Raw genomic sequence first — 17,164 nt, 5'->3', positions numbered from 1 at the left:
ATGACTGCAAAGAACAAGTTCACGATCTCGCGGCGAACATTGCTTGCCGGCGCTTCCGGCACGCTGATCGCATCCCGCGCCGGCTGGGCGCAGCAACCTTCCGAAGTCAAGGTCGGCCTGCTGGTGCCGATCTCCGGGCTCTATGCCCGCCCTGGTACCGTGATGCGCGAAGGCGCCGAGATGGCGGTCGATCACATCAATGCGCAAGGCGGCGTCAAGGCGCTCGGCGGCGCCAAGCTGAAGCTCGTCGTGCTCGATTCCGGCGACACCACCGAGAAGGCCAAGAACGCGGCCCAGCGCATGGTCGCACAGGAGACCGATCTGGTCGCGGCCAGCGGCGCGTACCTGTCCTCGTTCACGCTCGCGGTGACCGAGGTCACCGAACGCGCCAACCTGCCCGTCCTCACCCTCTCCTACTCCGACCTCATCACCGACCGCGGCTTCAAATACGTATTTCAGACCGCGGCCACCGCAGGTTCGCAGGCACGGCAGGCACTGCCCCAGCTCATCAAGCTGGCGGAGACGGCGTCCGGCAAGCGGCCGAAGACGGTCGCGATCCTGACCGACAACACCGGCGCCTCGATCGCCTCCGCAAAGGCGATGCGCGAAGGCCTGCTGGCCGAGAACCAGTTGCAGTTGATCGTCGACGAGACGTTTACGCCGCCGCTCGCGGATGCAACCTCGCTGGTACAGAAGATCCGCTCGGCGAAACCCGATTTGCTGTTCTTCCTGCCGACGGTGATCTCGGACGCAAAGCTGCTGCTCGAGAAGATGAACGAGTTCGGCCTCGGCCAGGGCAAGATACCGACCATCTCGTTCGGCATCGCGATCGCCGAGCCGGACATGCTGCAAACCGTCAGCCCCGAATTGCTTCAGGGCGTGCTGACCTGCGTCGCAAGCTGGGGTGCCAAGGGCCACGAGGCGCTGATCGCCGAACTGAAGACCCGCTACAAGGAGCCGTGGATGACGCAGAACGCGATCTCCACCTATGGCGACATGTGGGTGATCAAGGACGCGCTGGAGAAGGCCGGCAAAGCCGATCGCGTTGCCGTCGGCGAAGCGCTGCGCACCATGGATGCCGGTCCCTCTAAATATTACCCGCTCGGCGAGATCAAGTTCGACGAGAAGGGCCGCCGCGTCGGCGCCGGCATGACCATCGTGCAATGGCAGGCCGGCGTGCCGGTGACGGTGTTCCCGCCGGAGCTCGCGCTGGCAAAGCCGTTCTGGCCCAAGAACTGACAACGCTCAAATAAGAAACGGAGAGCAACATGGACAAGGCGACTTACGACCGCGGCCTCGAAATCCGCAAGAGCGTGCTGGGCAACGAGTTCGTCGACAAGGCGATCGCATCGGCGGACGAGTTCAATCGCCCGATGCAGGATCTGACCACGGAGTATTGCTGGGGCTACGTCTGGGGCCGCGAAGGCCTCACGCGCAAGACGCGCAGTTTCCTCAATCTGGCGATGCTCTGTGCACTCAACCGCCCGCATGAGCTGAAGACCCATGTCCGCGGTGCGCTCGCCAACGGCGCCACCAAGGAGGAGATCCGCGAGGTCTTCATGCAGGTCGCGATCTATTGCGGCGTGCCGGCGGGCGTGGATGCGTTCCGCAACGCGAAGGAAGTCTTCGCCGAGCTCGACAAAAAGTAACGGAGCCCGGCTGCGATGAAGGACAAATGGGCACTGGTAACCGGCGCGACGGCGGGCCTCGGCTTAGCCATCGCGGAAGGCCTGGCCGGTGCGGGCGCCAACATCGTCCTTCACGATCTCGTCGCACCTAAGCAGGCCGCAGATCACCTGCGCGCCCGCTTGGGCGTGGAGGTCATCGCGGCCGGTGCTGATCTATCCCAACGAGAGGCAATCGAGACCATGATGGCCGATCTGCTCGATCGCTGCGGCGCCATCGACATTCTCGTCAACAATGCCGTTGTCAGGCATTTCTCCGCGGTCGAACAGTTTCCGCCGGAGAAGTGGGAACAGGCGCTCGCCGTCAACCTCTCGGCGCCGTTCCATCTGATCCGCCTGGCGTTGCCGGCAATGAAGCAGCGCGGCTGGGGCCGCATCATCAATCTGGGCTCGATCTATTCGAGCCGCGCGGTCGAAGACCGCATCGACTACGTCACCACCAAGACGGCCATCCTGGGCATCACCCGCGCCGTCGCCATCGAGACGGCACGCAGCGGCATCACCTGCAACACGATTTGCCCCGGTACGCTACCGACGCCCGCGATTCTGAACAAGATCGCCGGCATCGCCGCGAACAACGGCCGCCCTGTCGAGGACGTCACCCGCGACTATCTCGGCGAGCGCCAGCCGACGCAGCGGTTCGTCGAGATGGATGCCGTCGCCGCCATGGTCGTCTTTCTCTGTGGACCCGCCGCAAACGACATCACCGGCGCCAGCCTGCCCATCGATGGCGGCTGGTCGGTCGCATGAGGACATTGGAATGGGAGTGCTGCAATGACTGAACAATCGGGCCAGACCGTCGTGCTGACGGGCGCCGCCGGCGGCATGGGACGCGCCATCACCAAGGCGCTGCTGGAGAGCGGCCGCCGCGTCGTGCTGGTCGACCGCGATGCCAAGGCCCTTCAGGAACTGGCGGCTTCAGCCGGCGATGCCGTATTTCCGATCCAGCTCGACATCAGCGACGCCAAGGCCGTGGATGGCCTGCCCGACGCCATTCCCGGCCATTTCAAGCCAATCGATGTCCTCATCAATAACGCCGGCCACGACATCGGCGGACGGACCCGCTTCGACATCGGTTCCGCAGACGACTGGTCCAACATCATCCAGACCAATCTGATCGGCCTGATGCGCGTCACCCGCGCGATCCTCCCCGGCATGGTCCAGCGCAACACCGGCCATGTCGTCAATATCAGCTCGATCAACGCCGTCCGTATCGTCCCTGATATGGCCGCCTACAGCACCAGCAAGGCGGGCGTGCACATGTTCACCGAGACGCTCCGGGGTGAGTTGGCGGAAACCGCGATCCGGGTCACGGAGCTCCAGCCCGGCCTGACCCGGACCAACATCATCCTGACCCGTTATCGCGGCGATACGCAGAAGGAAAAGGACTATTTCGACCAGTTCAGGATGGCGCTCGAACCGGCCGATATTGCCCGCTCGATCGTCTTCGCCCTCGACCAGCCCGCCCACGTTCAAATTGCCGAAATGATGATTCTGCCTGTAAACCGGTACTGAGTTTTCCCGAACAGGACCCGGACATGGAAAGACGTAGCGAATTGCAGTCGACGCTCCGCATCGAGGACGTCCCGACCGTCCGGGCGATGGTCGCGCAAAAGCTGCGCGAGGCGATCATGTCCGGGACGCTGAAACCGGGGCAGCGGCTGGTCGAGCGCGAGCTCTGCGAGATGATGGGCGTCAGCCGCCCCTCGATCCGCGAGGCACTGCGGGCGTTGGAGGCCGATGGGCTGGTCAACACCGTTCCTCACCGCGGCCCCGTGGTCTCCACGATCAGCCTGGAGGAGGCGCGGCAGCTCTACACGGCCCGCGCGGTCCTCGAAGGATTTGCCGGCCGCGAATGCGCCCGAATTAACGACCCCGAGGTCGCCCGCCGGATCGGCGATGCCCTGACGCGGCTGAAAGCCGCCGCCGCCAAGCAGGACCTGGTCGGCTGCCTCGAAGCCAAGACCGACTTTTACGGCGCGCTGATCGGCGGCTGCCGTAATGCCTTCATCGAGCGCATGCTCAAGCCGCTCCACGACCGCATCCAGCTGTTGCGGATCACGTCGATGTCGCAGCCGAAACGGATCAACAAGAGCCTGCGCGAGGTCACCGCGATCTGGCGCGCGATCCAGAGCGGCGATGCGGACCTCGCCGAGCGCTGCTGCGTCGACCACATCAACGCGGCCGCCGTGGCCGCGCTCGACATGATTGAAAAATCGTCGGCGGCCAAGGAGGCGGCGCCTTCCGACGACTAAGAAAATGCCGCCAGGGAGTGCTCGATGAAGTCTGTTGTACGATCGCTGATCCTGTTTCTTCTGCTCTGTCCCTGCGGCCGGGCAATCGCCGACGACTTTCCCAATCGTCCGGTCACGATGATCGTGCCCTTCTCTGCCGGCGGCCCCGGCGACGTCATCGCGCGCATCCTCGGCAATACCATGAGCGCGACGCTGAAGCAGTCCATCGTCATCGAGAACGTCGTCGGCGCCGGCGGCACGCTCGGCACCAATCGTGTCGCCAAGGCGCCGCCCGATGGCTACACCGTGCTGCTGATGCATGTCGGCCAGGCCACCGCGCCCTCCCTCTACGCGAAACTGCCATTCGATCCAGTCGGCGACTTCGCCATGATCGGCCTCGTCACCGACGTGCCGATGATCCTAGTGGCGCGGCCGAATTTCCCGGCCAAGGATTTAAGCGAGATGATCGCGCGGATCCGCAGCGAGGGTGACAAGATGACCTTCGGCAATGTCGGCCTCGGCTCGGCCTCGCAGCTCTGCGGCCTGATGTTCATGAGCACGACTGATACAAAGCTTTCGCAGATCTACTACAAGGGCGGCGGACCCGCGCTGAATGACGTCATCGCCGGGCATATCGACGTCTATTGCGATCCCGCGACGGGGCCGACGCCTTACATTCAGTCGAAGACGATCAAGGGCTACGCCATCACCAGCAAGAATCGTGTCGCGACGCTGCCGGACGTGCCGACCTCGGCCGAGGCGGGCGTCCCCGAATTCAATGTCACCACCTGGTACGGCCTCTACGCGCCGCGCGGCACGCCGAAGCCCGTCGTCGATCGTCTGGTGAGTTCGCTCCAGACGGCTTTGAAAGATCCGGCCCTCATCAGCCGCTTTGCCGAACTCAGCATGACCCCAGTCGAGCAAGAGCGTGCCACGCCAGATGCCCTCGAGGCCTTCTTGAAGTCCGAGATTGGCAAATGGGGACGAATTATCAAAGCCGCTGGAATCGAACCGCAGTAAACGTCAGCGAAAGATGCGGCTGGTCCGGCAAACCGCTCTAGAAGGAAACAGCGTGTTCTACAGGAAACTGATCCACGCCGTTCCGCTCGAGAACGTCACCTCGCGCTTCGCGATGGAGAAGATCAAATCGATCACGGCGCTGCCGATCCCGGTGGTGGCGGCGGAATAAGAGCTAACAAGCGGCGAACCTACCGAACCGCGCAAGGCGCTCGGCCTGCAATCCCTGCGTTTGATTTCTCGTTCGAGCTGCCGCGGTGCACCCCGGCATGCGGCAATCTGCGCATTCGTTCGAATAGGCTTCGCCTTGCCTAGCCAAGGCCGTACGTTGACGAGATTGCGGCAAATGGTACGATTTGGATGGGCTTGGCCTGGCGAATTGAACCAGGCGCTGGAATGAACGCGTGAGGGGCCAGCCCCATCGCGTCAAGAGCCGCACGTGCGCCCTGCTTTTCATGCATCCCGCACGCGGAAACAGTGAATCGGTAACTGCGCGCCTCAACGAATGGGGGCGGATTTATGGGGGATGAAGCGGAGTACCGGGCGAGCCCGCTTCGGCTGGGACCGGGATTCAGCTGGGGCATGGTCTACCGACATGAACCTTTCATCGTTTCTGGGCGCCGGCTGGGCCCACGGTCCACAGGTCCTCTGCGACGAGGAAGGGATGCTCCTGTGCCGAACCTCCCGCGAGCGCATCGACGGTGAGCGACAAGTGGTGCTGGCCGTTGTTCCGGCAGCCGAGCACCCAAGCCCGCAGAGCCTGGACCGCCTGGCGCACGAATTTGCATTGAGGGACGAACTGGACAGTGCTTGGGCGGCGAAGCCGCTCGAACTCGTGCAGGATCACGGCCGCACGATCCTCGTCCTGGAGGATCGCGGCGGCGAACCGTTGACCTGGCTGACAGACGCTCCCATGGAGACGGGCAGTTTTTTACGCCTCGCAATCCAGATCGCCGTCACGCTGGGCAAGGTCCATCAACACGGTCTGGTGCACAAAGATATCAAGCCGGCAAATATCCTGGTGAGCCGCGGCAAAAGCAGCGTACATCTCACTGGCTTCGGCATTGCAACACGTCGCCCGCGCGAACGGCTGTCGGCGGCCACCCACGAGTCGATCGCGGGCACATTCGCTTACATGTCCCCCGAGCAGACGGGGCGCATGAACCGCTCGATCGACTCCCGAAGCGATCTGTACTCACTCGGCATCACCCTCTACCAGATGGTCACGGGCTCGCTTCCATTCACCGCGTCCGATCCGATGGAATGGGTTCACTGTCATGTCGCAAGAGAGCCGGAGGCCCCGGCCAAGCGCACCGCCAACGTGCCCGCCGCAGTTTCCAGTTTGATCATGAAGCTGCTCTCCAAGATGGCCGAGGAGCGCTACCAGACAGCAGGCGGCGCCGAGAGGGATCTGCAACGTTGTCTTGCGGAATGGGAGCTTCGGCGCCGCATCGATGAATTCCCGCTGGGCCAGCACGACACGCCCGACCGGCTGCTCGTTCCCGAGAAATTGTACGGAAGGACATCCGAGCGCGAGATGTTGTTTGCCTCGTTCGAACGGATCGTCAAAAGCGGCGCGCCGGAACTGGCGCTGGTCGCCGGATATTCCGGCATCGGAAAGTCCTCCGTTGTCAACGAGCTGCACAAAGTGCTGGTGCCCTCGCATGGGTTGTTTGCATCCGGCAAATTCGATCAGCACAAGCGCGACATTCCCTACGCCACTCTCGCCAAGGCATTCCAGGGCCTGGTCCGTCCCCTTCTCGGTAAACGGGAGGTCGAGCTGAGCGAGTGGCGACAGGCCCTGCTCAGCGCGCTTGGTCAAAACGGGCAGCTCGTCGTGGACCTGATCCCGGAGCTGAAGGCCATCATCGGCGAACAACCGCCTGTTCCGGAGTTGCCGCTGCAGCACGCGCAAAGCCGCTTTCACGGCGTATTCGAGCGGTTCATCGGCGTGTTTGCGCGGGCTGAACACCCGCTGGTGCTGTTCCTCGATGACTTGCAATGGCTCGATATGGCGACGTTCGAGCTGATCGAGGATATCTTGAGCCGGTCAGAGCTGAAGCACCTGTTGCTGATCGGCGCTTACCGCGACAACGAGGTGGATTCCGCTCATCCCATCATGCGCATGCGTGAGGCCATCAAGGTGCGGGGGCGACGGGTGGTGGAGTTCACGCTCGTGCCGCTTGGCCGCAGGCATCTCGGCCAGTTGCTTGCGGACACGCTTCGCTGCGAGCCCAGAGACGCAGCGCCGCTCATCCAACTCGTCCACGAGAAAACCGCGGGCAATCCGTTCTTCGCCATTCAATTCATGTTCTCGCTGGTTGAAGAAGGCCTGCTTGCCTTCGACCACGATTCAGGCCGCTGGTCCTGGGACCTCGATCGCATTCACGCCAAGCGATACACCGACAACGTCATCGAGCTCATGCTGGGGAAGCTCACCCGGCTCCCCGTGGCTACGCGCACGGCCCTCCAGCAGATGGCCTGTCTCGGAAATATCGCCGAGGTTGCGGTGCTTTCGATCGTGCTCGGTACCTCGGATGAGCGGGTCGATGCTGACTTGTGGCCTGCCGTTCGCCGGGAGTTCGTAGAGCCCCAAGGCGACACCTACCGGTTCGTCCATGACCGGTTCCAGGAGGCGGCCTACGCGCTGATTCCGGAAGAAGAACGGGCTGCGGCCCATCTGCGCATTGGCCGATTGTTCGCAACACGAACCGCACCGGGCGCCATCGAGGAGAACGTCTTCGAAATCGTCAGCCAACTCAACCGCGGCATACCCCTGATCGCTGCGCCCGAGGAGCGCGTCAGGCTGGCGGAGCTCAACCTGTTGGCCGGTCGCCGCGCCAAGGCCGCGACGGCGTTCGCCATGGCGCACACCCATTTCGCGATCGGCGAGGCCGTGCTGCCCCGGGATCGCTGGGAGCAACATTACGCGCTCAGCTTCACGCTGGCGCTGCAGCGGGCCGAGTGCGAATTCCTGGCCGGCGAAGGCGCCACCGCGAACACGCGCCTTGCCGAACTGGCAAAGCGCGCAACAACCCTGCCCGACCTCGCGGCAGTGACCCGATTGCGAATGGAGCCAAGCGATCGCGACGTCGAGACTGCACTCGACTATCTGCGGCGCGTCGATATCGACTGGTCGGCACATCCGACGCCGGATGAAGTCCAGCGCGAATATGAGCGGATGTGGCAACAGATCGGCGACCGACCGATCGAGGCGCTGCTCGATCTGCCGCAGATGGCAGATCCGGTCGCGCGTGGAACCATGGACGTTCTCACAGTCCTGGTCTCGCCCGCCTGGTATATCGACGAGGGCTTGCGCCGTCTCATCATTGGGCGCATGGCCAATCTCAGTCTGCAATACGGTAACTCCGACGCATCGTGCCTCGCATACATCGTGCTCGGCACCGTGCTTGGCCCCGACTTTGGCGACTACGCTGCCGGCTACCGTTTCGCCCGGCTCGGCCTCGATCTGGTCGAAACCCGAGGACTTGACCGGTTCAAGGCCCGCGTCTATCTCGGCTTCGGAAGCTGGACTCAACATGTGAGGACGGGTCGCCCCTGGCTGAAGCGGGCCTTCGACGCAGCACAACAGGTCGGCGACGTGAACTATGCAAGCTTCACCCGCCATCACCTCCTGACGCATCTTCTCGCCTGCGGCGATCCGCTCGCCGAGGTGCAGAGCGAAGCGGAGGCCGGCATCGATTTCGCACGCCAAGCGCGCATTGACCTTGCGGCCGATCGGATTGCCGGACAGTTGCAGCTCGTCCGGTCGCTGCGCGGACTCACCGCGAAGTTTGGTTGCTTCGATGACGCCGGATTCAGCGAGGTGCAGTTTGAGCGTCGTCTCGAGACGGAGCCGCATCTGGAGCAGGCCGGATTTTGGTACTGGACCCGCAAGCTCCAGGCACGCGTCCTTGCCAATGACTCCGCCGCCACCGCAGCCGCGGCTAAGGCCAACAAGCTCCTCTGGACCTCGAAAGCCCTGTTCGATCGGGTCGAGTTTCACTTCTATGCTGCCCTGGCCGAGGCCGCATCCTGTGAGGCCGCCGCGCCAGGCGAACGAGCACCGCATCTCGACAATCTGACCGTCCACCATCGCCAGCTCCAGCAATTGGCGGAGGTCAGCCCGGAAGATTTCGCCGACCGCGCCGCTCTCGTCTCAGCGGAAATCGCGCGCATCGACGGTCGCGAGCTCGATGCGATGCGCTTCTACGACCGGGCCATCGCCTCGGCGCACGCGAACGGCTTCCCTCAAAACGAAGCAATCGCCAACGAGCTTGCCGGGCGTTTCTACGCGACGAGCGGGTTCGAGAAGATTGCCTATGCCTATCTGCGCGATGCCCATTATGGATTTCTTCGCTGGGGAGCCGAGCCCAAGGTCAGGCAGCTCGAACGCCTCTATCCCCGGCTCCACGTCGCCGAAGACACCAGTTCCGGAAGCAGACTGACCGTCCAGCAGATGGACGTCACCGCCGTGGTGAAGGCGTCTCAGGCCGTCTCGAGTGAAATCGAGCTGCCGAAGCTGGTCGAGACGTTGATGAAAATCGCGCTGCAGAACGCCGGCGCCGATCGCGGCCTGCTGATCTTGTCACGGCATGACGACTTCCGTATCGAGGCTGAGGGTCAATCCAAGGGCGACGAGTTCACGGTCGCCATGCATCAAGCCTCCCTCTCAACACCGAATTGTCCGGAAGCCCTGCTGCGTTACGTCATTCGCTCGCAAAAACCTCTCATCGTCGACGATGCGACGCGGCCTGATCCGCTTTACGGCGATGACTATGTGCGCCGCCGACGCCCAAGATCCATCCTTTGCCTGCCGCTCCTGAAGCAAGCCAAGCTTATCGGATTGCTCTACCTTGAGAACACGTTGACGACGCACGCCTTCACGCCCGATCGCGTGGCGGTGCTGGACCTGCTGGCGGCCCAAGCCGCGATCTCGCTGGAGAACACGCTGCTCTATCGCGATCTTCAGGAGCGCGAAGCTCGCATCCGCCGGCTCGTCGAGTCCAACATTATCGGCATTCTGTTCTGGGACGGCAGCGGCGATATCAGCTACGCCAACGACGCCTTCCTGAGCATGACCGGATATTCCAGGCAGGAACTGATCTCGAACGCCGTCCGCTGGAAGGACATGACCCCGGCGGAATACCGCGACGAAGACACGCAGCGGATCGAACAACTCAGAGCATCGGGACAAACCGCCTCGCGAGAGAAGGAGTTCATCAGGAAGGACGGCAGCCGCGTTCCTGTTCTCATCGGTTCCGCCTTACTGGCCGGATCGTCCGATCAATGCATTTCGTTCGTCCTCGATCTCACCGCGCGAAAGCAGGCGGAAGAGAAGTACCGCCTGCTCATGGAGCAGGCGCATGACGCGATCCTGGTTCTTGATCCAAGGGGCCTGGTGATCGAAGCAAACCGCACGGCCGGGGTCATGCTGGGACCGCCTCGGGAGCAGATCATCGGCCTCCCGTTCCGCTCCATCCTCGTTCCTGCCGACGCGACCGAAATCGACACCTTGCTGGCGCCGGACTCGGCGGGTCTGTTACAGATTCGCCTGGATGGCCCCGACGGAAACGGCCTCGATGTCGAGCTCTCGGCCGCTCACGTCTCGACAGGCGGCCAGGAACTGGTCATCGTGATCGGCCGCGACATCAGCCAACGTCTGCGCCTCGAGCAGCAATTGCGCCAGGCGCAGAAGATGGATGCGGTCGGCCAGCTCACCGGCGGTGTCGCCCATGACTTCAACAACATCCTGACGGTGATCACCGGAACCATACAGATCCTGATCGACGGCCTTTCGGATCAACCCGAGCTGGTCACCATAGCGCAGATGATCGACGATGCCGCCACGCGCGGTGCCGATCTGACGATGCAGCTCCTCGCATTCGCGCGCAAGCAACCGCTGCAACCCCGTAACGTCGACGTCAACAATCTCGTTGACGATACCGCCAAGCTCCTGCGACCAACGCTCGGCGAACATGTCCAGATCGGCTCCGTTCTGCAGGCCGATTGCTGGCATGCACTGATCGATCCGGGCCAGCTCTCGACCGCCCTGATCAATCTGGCTGTGAATGCGCGCGACGCGATGGCCGGCGGAGGCAAGATCTCCTTCGGCACCACGAATGTCAGCTATGGCTCCGACAATTCGGGCCCGGACGAAATTCTCGGCGACTTCGTCCTGGTCACGGTGAGCGACACCGGCTCAGGCATTCCGCTCCGAATCCGCGACAAGATATTCGAGCCCTTCTTCACGACCAAGGAGCTCGGCAAGGGAACGGGCCTCGGATTGAGCATGGTATATGGCTTCATCAAGCAATCCGGTGGTCACATCAAAATCGATAGCGAGGAAGGGCTGGGAACGACCTTCAACCTGTACCTGCCGCGCTCGACCCAGGCCGCTGCAACTTCGAACCTGGCGGCGAAGGGAGAGCTGCAACGCGGCAGCGAAACCATCCTCCTGGTCGAGGACGACGAGCTGGTTCGCAATTATGTAGAGGCGCAGCTCAAGAGCTTCGGCTATCGCACGATAGTGGCCGCCAATGGTCCCGAGGCCCTGGCTCTCGTCGACCAGGGCATAGCCTTCGATCTGCTTTTCACGGACGTCGTCATGCCCGGCGGAATGAACGGCCGCGAACTCGCCGATGCCGTACTCCAACGGCGCCCCGGCCTGCCCGTGCTCTATATGTCGGGCTATCCGGAAGCAGCCATGATGCATGACGGTCGGCTGGACCCTGACATCACGCTGCTGAGCAAGCCATACCGGCCGGCGGATCTGGCACACGCAATTCGTCAGGTCCTCAACGCGCGGGAACGTCCGGGCGCCGTGCATTGAACGCACCAAAGGTCGGCCATTCCCCCGCCTGCATCCGCGCCGTATCGCTTGCCATCCTCAGTTTGCCGACAGATGGATCACATTCCAGGACGCCGGCTTGAGCGTCGCCTGCAATCGCCCGCCGTCGAAGGATATACTCTCCAACGCCGCCGGCTTGACCTTGCCCGGCGCATGTTTGGTATTCGTCGCCTCGAGATCGTCATGCCGGAGTTCAAGCCGCTCACTCACCGTCAGCCGGCCGAAGCTTCTGGCCTCGACGCTCACCTCCATCTCCTGGTTCAGATCCCGATTGAGCAGAAACAGCGACAGGCCGCCGTTTTCATCCGCAACCGCCGCCATCTTGAGATATGGTACGCCGGGCACCGGAAACGCCTGATCTTGCGGACCGCGAGGATCGTAATAGGACGTATCGTAGGTCTCTGACTCCGTCTGCGCGCGCAAAACCGTGCCGCGGCCGAAGTGGCTCATGTGCGCGAACGGAAAGAAGATAGTCTGGCGCCAGGCAGCGCCCCCCGTCTCGGTCATGATCGGCGCGATGACGTTGACGAGCTGTGCGAGGCAGGCAACCCTCACCCGATCAGCGTGATTGAGCAGGGAGATGCAGGCGCCGCCGAAGGCGAGTGCATCCTCCATCGTATAGATTTCCTCGAGGATCGGCGGTGCCACCGGCCAGCCTTCCTTGACCCGGTCGGCGCGATTACGGCGCGTTCGATACCAGACGTTCCATTCATCGAAGCTCAGCATCAAGCGCTTGTTGGAACGTCGCTTGGCCGCAACCGCATCGGCAATCGCAACGACCTCGTCGATGAAGCTGTCCATCAGGTCGGGGCTGGCGAGAAACGATGCCGTGTCCTGCTTGTAATTGTTGAGATAGGTATGAAGGGAAATGTAGTCGACATGATCGAACGTATGCTCAAGGACCGTGTCCTCCCACTGGCCGAAGGTCGGCATGTTGCGCCCCGACGACCCGCATGCCGCCAATTCGATGGTCGGATCCACCCAGCGCATCATTTTGGCGGCTTCGCGCGCGAGCGCACCATAATCGGCGGCGCTCTTGTGCTCCATTTGCCAGGGCCCGTCGACCTCATTGCCGAGGCACCACAGCTTGATATCGTGCGGCTTGTCCCAGCCGTGAGCACGGCGCAGGTCCGACCACGCCGTTCCGCCCGGATGGTTGCAATATTCGACCAGATTACGCGCCGCATCGCCGCCGCGGGTGCCGAGATTGACCGCCATCATCGGCGCGACGTCGGCGGCCTTGCACCAGTCCATGAATTCATTGGTACCAAAACTGTTCGTCTCGGTGCTGAACCAGGCAAGATCGAGCCGCACCGGCCTCGCCCCCTGCGGCCCGACGCCGTCCTCCCAATTATAGCCCGAGACGAAATTGCCGCCGGGATAGCGAATGAGCGTCGGCCCGAGCTCCTTCACCAGCGCGAGCACGTCCTTCCGAAAGCCCCGCTCGTCCGCGGTCGAATGGCCGGGCTCGTAGATACCGCCGTAGACGCATCGCCCCAGATGCTCGACAAACGCACCGAACAAGCGAGGGTCGGTGTGACCGATGGCGAAGTCGCGGTCGATCAGAACTCTGGCTTTTCTCATGCTCTTCTCTCGGGTTTCCCGGGGCTGATGAGACCGTCCAAGCTGGGAGCTACATTCTGCATGGCTCCGGCTACCTCGGGCAATAGCACGGCTTCACGCAATTGGTGCGTATAGGGATGCCGCGGCGCGTTTAACACCGTTCTCGCATCGCCGCTTTCGACGACGCTGCCCTTCTGCATGATCATGATGCGATCGCTGATGTAGTAAGCGGTAGCCAGATCATGCGTAACGTAGATGATCGATATCCCAAGATCGTCCCGCAGCGTCTTGAACAGATTGACGATGGACATCCGCAAGGACGCATCGATCATGGACACCGGCTCGTCCGCCACGATCAATTTTGGCTCGGCCAGCAGCGCACGGGCAATCGCGACCCGCTGAAGCTGCCCACCAGAAAGCTCGTGCGGGTATCGGTCGCTCACCTCCCTGAGCGACAGCCCTACCTTGTGCAGCGCCGCATCAACGGCCGCAGCAACCGTGCCCTCCCCTGTCGTGCCGGAAAACCGACGTCGCGTCATAAGCAGATACCGCTCAACTCGCTTTAGCGGATTGAAGGATTCAAACGGATTCTGAAAGATCGGCTGTACCTTGTGCATGAACGCCATCCGGCTGGCACTGCCGCGAATGGCCGCGAGGTCGACACCATCGAGCCGTACTCTGCCGCCGGTCGGCGTCTCCATGTTCAGGATCATCCGGGCAAGGGTCGTCTTGCCGCTGCCGGATTCGCCGATGATTGCCAAAATCTCCGGTCGCCGGGAGGCAAGCTGGAAGCTCACCTTGTTTACCGCAACGATCGTCTCCCTCGACAACAGCCTTCCGCGGACGAAGGATCTGCTGACCTCCATGACGTCGAGCAGCAGATCATTCATGCCCTGTTGTCCGGGTTGACAGCGAAGCATGCAACCCGATGCCCGGCGGGGCCTTCACGCATGACCGGAACCTCCAGGCGGCAAATCTCGCTTGCGAGCGGACACCGCGGATGGAAACGGCAACCTGGCGGGGGATCGGCCAGATTTGGCGGGGCGCCGCCAAGACTCTGGCGCGGCGCGTCATCGCCGATGCGGGGAAGACTTGATATCAGGTGCTTGGTGTAGGGATGCAGCGGACGATGGAAAATCTCCGCGGTCGCGGCCTCCTCTACGAGACGCCCGGCATACATGATGGCAAGTCGGTCTGTGATATGCGCGTGCACGCCCATGTCGTGCGTGACGAACAGGACCGACGAGCCGGTCTCGCGCTGAATGCCGCGGATCATGCCGAGTACCTCTTTCTGCACCACCACGTCGAGCGCGGTGGTCGGCTCGTCGGCAACGATGAATTCGGGACGGCAAATCGTCGCGAGCGCGAGCGCGGCGCGTTGACGCATTCCCCCGGAGAGTTCGTGTGGAAAGGCGGCGAGCACTGAAGGATCAAGTCTCACCCGCGCCAGATGAGCAACTACCTGCTGCTCGAACTGCTTTCGGCCACCGCCGATATGCGGGTAAGCGAAATCGACGAATGAGGATCGGACCCGACGCACCGGGTTCAGGACATTCATTGATCCCTGCATGATACAGGACAGGTGCCGCCAGCGAATCCGCTCCACTTCAGCCCGCGGCGCACGGTGCAATCCGCTATAGCCTGGCAGAAACGCAAACTCCATGCTGCCACTCGTGATCTCGAGCGGAGGCCTGATCGCGCCTGCGATGCTCTTAATCAGCGTAGTCTTGCCCGAACTCGATTCGCCGGCGAGACCGTAGATCTCGCCCCGCCGAACAGCGAAGCTGACACCGTCAACCGCCCGGACGCCGCGCCTGACGCCGGCATGGCTGGTCCGATAACAGGCTTGCAGGTCGCGAACGCTGAGAAGCGGCTGGGCATCTTGATCCCCGTGCGGCTGCTCGGTGTTGGCAGCCATCACGACGCGCCTCCCGTGCTCCAGAGGCGGCTTCTCGGATCCATATGGGCGTTCACCGAGACCGCGAGCAGGAAGAGCCCGATGAACGCGATGACCACCGTGATGGTCGGAAAAGCAATCCACCACCAGATGCCCGCGACCATTGCCGTATGCTGGTTGGCCCAATAGATCATGCCGCCGATCGTTGGCGTGTTGATGTCGGTAAAGCCGAGCACCGCAAGCGTCACCTCGAGCCCGATCGACCACACCATGTTGTTCATGGTCGTGGAGAACAGGATCGGCATGACATAGGGTAGATGCTCTTCAGTCAGAATCTGCCGCGTGCTCATTCCGGAGAACAGGCTGGTCTGGGTGAACTCGCGCTGCCTCAAACTGATGACCACCGAACGGATCAGCCGTGCATCATAAGCCCAGCCGAAACAGGCCATGATCAGAGCCAGCATCAGCCATGAGATCCGGTCGCGCATCACGAAATAGAACAGCACCAGGATCGGCAGCAGCGGGATCACGATGAATGTATCATTCACGGACATCAGGACACGGTCGATCCAGCCCCCCTTGTAGCCACTGATCAGCCCGACCGCGAGCGCGACCACGCGGCTGGCCAGGGCCACCGTGCCTCCAAACAGCAACGTATTGCGGATGGCGAAGCACAGTTGCCAGAACACGTCCTGGCCGCGCGATGTCGTGCCAAACCAGTAAGTCGGCGACGGCGGCAGGTCGGGCGGCACCACATAGACGCTCTCCGGCGGATATGGGGAGAAGCTCGCCAGCACGGACAGCAGCAGAACGAAAGCAACCAGCACGGCCCCAATCCGGAACTCGGCCCTTGAGCGCAAGAGGTCGCGGAGAAAGACGGCCATCAGCTGACCTTTATTCTCGGATCGAGCAGCGGGTACAGAAGATCGATCGCCAGCACGCCAACCGATACGCCGAGGATCGAGATGGTGGTGACGCCGAGGACCAAACCGTAATCACCCGCGTAGACGGCATCGACAAGGAGCGAGCCTAGGCCGGGATAGCCGAACACTTTTTCAGTAATCACGGCACCGTTGAAGATTCCTCCGAGCGACATCGCAAGCCCGGTCACCTGCGGCACCAGCGCGTTGCGCATGACATAGGATGTCAGGATGCGCCGGGACTTCACGCCGGCAAGCTCGGCATAGACGACGTAGTCCTCGGCCAGAACGTTGGAGACCAGCGAGCGCATGCCGAGAAACCAGCTCCCCACGCCGATCAGGATCAGGGAGAGCGCCGGCAAAATCGCGTGCTGAAGCACGCTCCAGACAAACTCAAGCGTCAGGGACTGCGGCAGATTCATCGCCGCCCCGCCGGTGATCGGAAGCACCGGCCAAAGAAAGCCGAACACGATCAGCAACAGCATTGCCAGGATGTAGTAAGGAATCGGATGAAGGCCCATGGCAATCACCCCCATCAGCTTCAGCCCGCGGCTCTGCCGGTAATAGCCGGCAAGTCCACCCAACAAATTTCCGAGCACCCAGGCGACAAGGGTCGAGACAGTGAGGAGTCCTGCCGTCCAGGGTAGCGCACGTGCAATCAGGGTGCCGACCGGCGTCGGAAATGCCGACATCGAGGGACCGAAATCGGCGCTCAGGATTCGCTTCCAGAACGACAGATATTGTTCGACGGGCGTGCCGCTGAGACCATAGAGGTCGCGCAGGGAGTTGCGCATCTGTTCGATCGCGCCCGGCGCGGTATTGCCAAAGGAGGTCACCGCCGAAATCGATTGCTCGATGGGATCGATCGGCGAAGCATGCGTAACGACATAGGCAATGTTGATGCCGATGAAGACGACGAGCAGGAACTGCCCAAGGCGGCGGCCGACATAGCCGACGTACCCGCTCATGGCAGCACCAGAGATGCTCGACAATGTTGT

The 17,164-nt window shown here is 62.5% G+C and carries 12 protein-coding genes and 1 pseudogene; 8 read left to right on the top strand and 5 right to left on the bottom strand.

Annotated features, from left to right (window positions below; genetic code table 11):
• The 8 genes and pseudogenes from AB7532_RS13190 (at window position 1) to AB7532_RS13155 (ending at window position 11,768) form a co-directional block, all read left to right on the top strand.
• On the top strand, window positions 1-1,239 hold the full coding sequence (locus tag AB7532_RS13190; RefSeq protein ID WP_441235217.1) for an ABC transporter substrate-binding protein: 1,239 nt from the start codon (window positions 1-3) through the stop codon (window positions 1,237-1,239).
• A 29-nt stretch (window positions 1,240-1,268) separates the two neighbouring features.
• Window positions 1,269-1,649 (top strand): carboxymuconolactone decarboxylase family protein, encoded by a 381-nt coding sequence (locus tag AB7532_RS13185; RefSeq protein ID WP_028137140.1) that lies wholly within the window; start codon window positions 1,269-1,271, stop codon window positions 1,647-1,649.
• 15 nt (window positions 1,650-1,664) lie between these two features.
• A complete protein-coding gene (locus AB7532_RS13180) occupies window positions 1,665-2,435 on the top strand; it encodes an SDR family oxidoreductase (protein WP_441235216.1) in 771 nt (256 codons plus the stop codon).
• Window positions 2,436-2,459: 24 nt separating this feature from the next.
• The gene (locus AB7532_RS13175) at window positions 2,460-3,200 is read left to right on the top strand and encodes an SDR family oxidoreductase (protein ID WP_441235215.1); all 741 of its coding nucleotides are present in this window, start codon (window positions 2,460-2,462) and stop codon (window positions 3,198-3,200) included.
• Between the two features lie 23 nt (window positions 3,201-3,223).
• Window positions 3,224-3,940 (top strand): GntR family transcriptional regulator, encoded by a 717-nt coding sequence (locus tag AB7532_RS13170; protein ID WP_441235214.1) that lies wholly within the window; start codon window positions 3,224-3,226, stop codon window positions 3,938-3,940.
• 24 nt (window positions 3,941-3,964) lie between these two features.
• On the top strand, window positions 3,965-4,939 hold the full coding sequence (locus tag AB7532_RS13165) for a tripartite tricarboxylate transporter substrate-binding protein (RefSeq protein WP_441235213.1): 975 nt from the start codon (window positions 3,965-3,967) through the stop codon (window positions 4,937-4,939).
• A 49-nt stretch (window positions 4,940-4,988) separates the two neighbouring features.
• Window positions 4,989-5,108: pseudogene (locus AB7532_RS13160) on the top strand (transcriptional regulator); the annotation flags it as partial.
• Between the two features lie 423 nt (window positions 5,109-5,531).
• Complete coding sequence (locus AB7532_RS13155; RefSeq protein WP_441235212.1) at window positions 5,532-11,768, top strand: AAA family ATPase; 6,237 nt, start codon at window positions 5,532-5,534, stop codon at window positions 11,766-11,768.
• Window positions 11,769-11,825: 57 nt separating this feature from the next.
• On the opposite strand, the gene arfA is transcribed toward AB7532_RS13155, so the two are convergent.
• From arfA to AB7532_RS13130, 5 genes are read right to left on the bottom strand one after another with little or no spacing between them, the layout of a single operon-like run.
• Complete coding sequence (gene arfA, locus AB7532_RS13150; RefSeq protein ID WP_441235211.1) at window positions 11,826-13,370, bottom strand: arabinosylfuranosidase ArfA; 1,545 nt, start codon at window positions 13,368-13,370, stop codon at window positions 11,826-11,828.
• Window positions 13,367-14,239 carry an ABC transporter ATP-binding protein gene (locus tag AB7532_RS13145; RefSeq protein WP_441235210.1) on the bottom strand — a complete coding sequence of 291 codons (873 nt, stop codon included), beginning with the start codon at window positions 14,237-14,239 and terminating at the stop codon, window positions 13,367-13,369. Before AB7532_RS13145 ends, arfA begins: the two co-directional genes overlap by 4 nt.
• Window positions 14,236-15,267: an ABC transporter ATP-binding protein gene (locus AB7532_RS13140; protein ID WP_441235209.1), complete on the bottom strand. Its 1,032-nt coding sequence runs from the start codon at window positions 15,265-15,267 to the stop codon at window positions 14,236-14,238. Before AB7532_RS13140 ends, AB7532_RS13145 begins: the two co-directional genes overlap by 4 nt.
• Window positions 15,267-16,130, bottom strand: a complete 864-nt coding sequence (locus AB7532_RS13135) for an ABC transporter permease (protein ID WP_441235208.1) — start codon at window positions 16,128-16,130, stop codon at window positions 15,267-15,269. The genes AB7532_RS13140 and AB7532_RS13135 overlap by 1 nt, the downstream gene beginning before the upstream one ends.
• Window positions 16,130-17,134, bottom strand: a complete 1,005-nt coding sequence (locus AB7532_RS13130) for an ABC transporter permease (RefSeq protein ID WP_441235207.1) — start codon at window positions 17,132-17,134, stop codon at window positions 16,130-16,132. The genes AB7532_RS13135 and AB7532_RS13130 overlap by 1 nt, the downstream gene beginning before the upstream one ends.
• Window positions 17,135-17,164: the final 30 nt, after the last annotated feature.

The organism is Bradyrhizobium sp. 930_D9_N1_4, assembly GCF_052076015.1.
Lineage (GTDB): Bacteria > Pseudomonadota > Alphaproteobacteria > Rhizobiales > Xanthobacteraceae > Bradyrhizobium.
Note: the sequence above shows the minus strand (reverse complement) of the source record. Positions and strands in the feature narration are given on the sequence as shown.

Excerpts from the sequence above, each read along its gene's own strand:
- AB7532_RS13190 (WP_441235217.1), top strand. The coding sequence starts at position 1 with ATGACTGCAAAGAACAAGTTCACGATCTCGCGGCGAACATTGCTTGCC.
- AB7532_RS13185 (WP_028137140.1), top strand. The coding sequence starts at position 1,269 with ATGGACAAGGCGACTTACGACCGCGGCCTCGAAATCCGCAAGAGCGTG.
- AB7532_RS13180 (WP_441235216.1), top strand. The coding sequence starts at position 1,665 with ATGAAGGACAAATGGGCACTGGTAACCGGCGCGACGGCGGGCCTCGGC.
- AB7532_RS13175 (WP_441235215.1), top strand. The coding sequence starts at position 2,460 with ATGACTGAACAATCGGGCCAGACCGTCGTGCTGACGGGCGCCGCCGGC.
- AB7532_RS13170 (WP_441235214.1), top strand. The coding sequence starts at position 3,224 with ATGGAAAGACGTAGCGAATTGCAGTCGACGCTCCGCATCGAGGACGTC.
- AB7532_RS13165 (WP_441235213.1), top strand. The coding sequence starts at position 3,965 with ATGAAGTCTGTTGTACGATCGCTGATCCTGTTTCTTCTGCTCTGTCCC.
- AB7532_RS13155 (WP_441235212.1), top strand. The coding sequence starts at position 5,532 with ATGAACCTTTCATCGTTTCTGGGCGCCGGCTGGGCCCACGGTCCACAG.
- arfA (WP_441235211.1), bottom strand. The coding sequence starts at position 13,370 with ATGAGAAAAGCCAGAGTTCTGATCGACCGCGACTTCGCCATCGGTCAC.
- AB7532_RS13145 (WP_441235210.1), bottom strand. The coding sequence starts at position 14,239 with ATGAATGATCTGCTGCTCGACGTCATGGAGGTCAGCAGATCCTTCGTC.
- AB7532_RS13140 (WP_441235209.1), bottom strand. The coding sequence starts at position 15,267 with ATGGCTGCCAACACCGAGCAGCCGCACGGGGATCAAGATGCCCAGCCG.
- AB7532_RS13135 (WP_441235208.1), bottom strand. The coding sequence starts at position 16,130 with ATGGCCGTCTTTCTCCGCGACCTCTTGCGCTCAAGGGCCGAGTTCCGG.
- AB7532_RS13130 (WP_441235207.1), bottom strand. The coding sequence starts at position 17,134 with ATGAGCGGGTACGTCGGCTATGTCGGCCGCCGCCTTGGGCAGTTCCTG.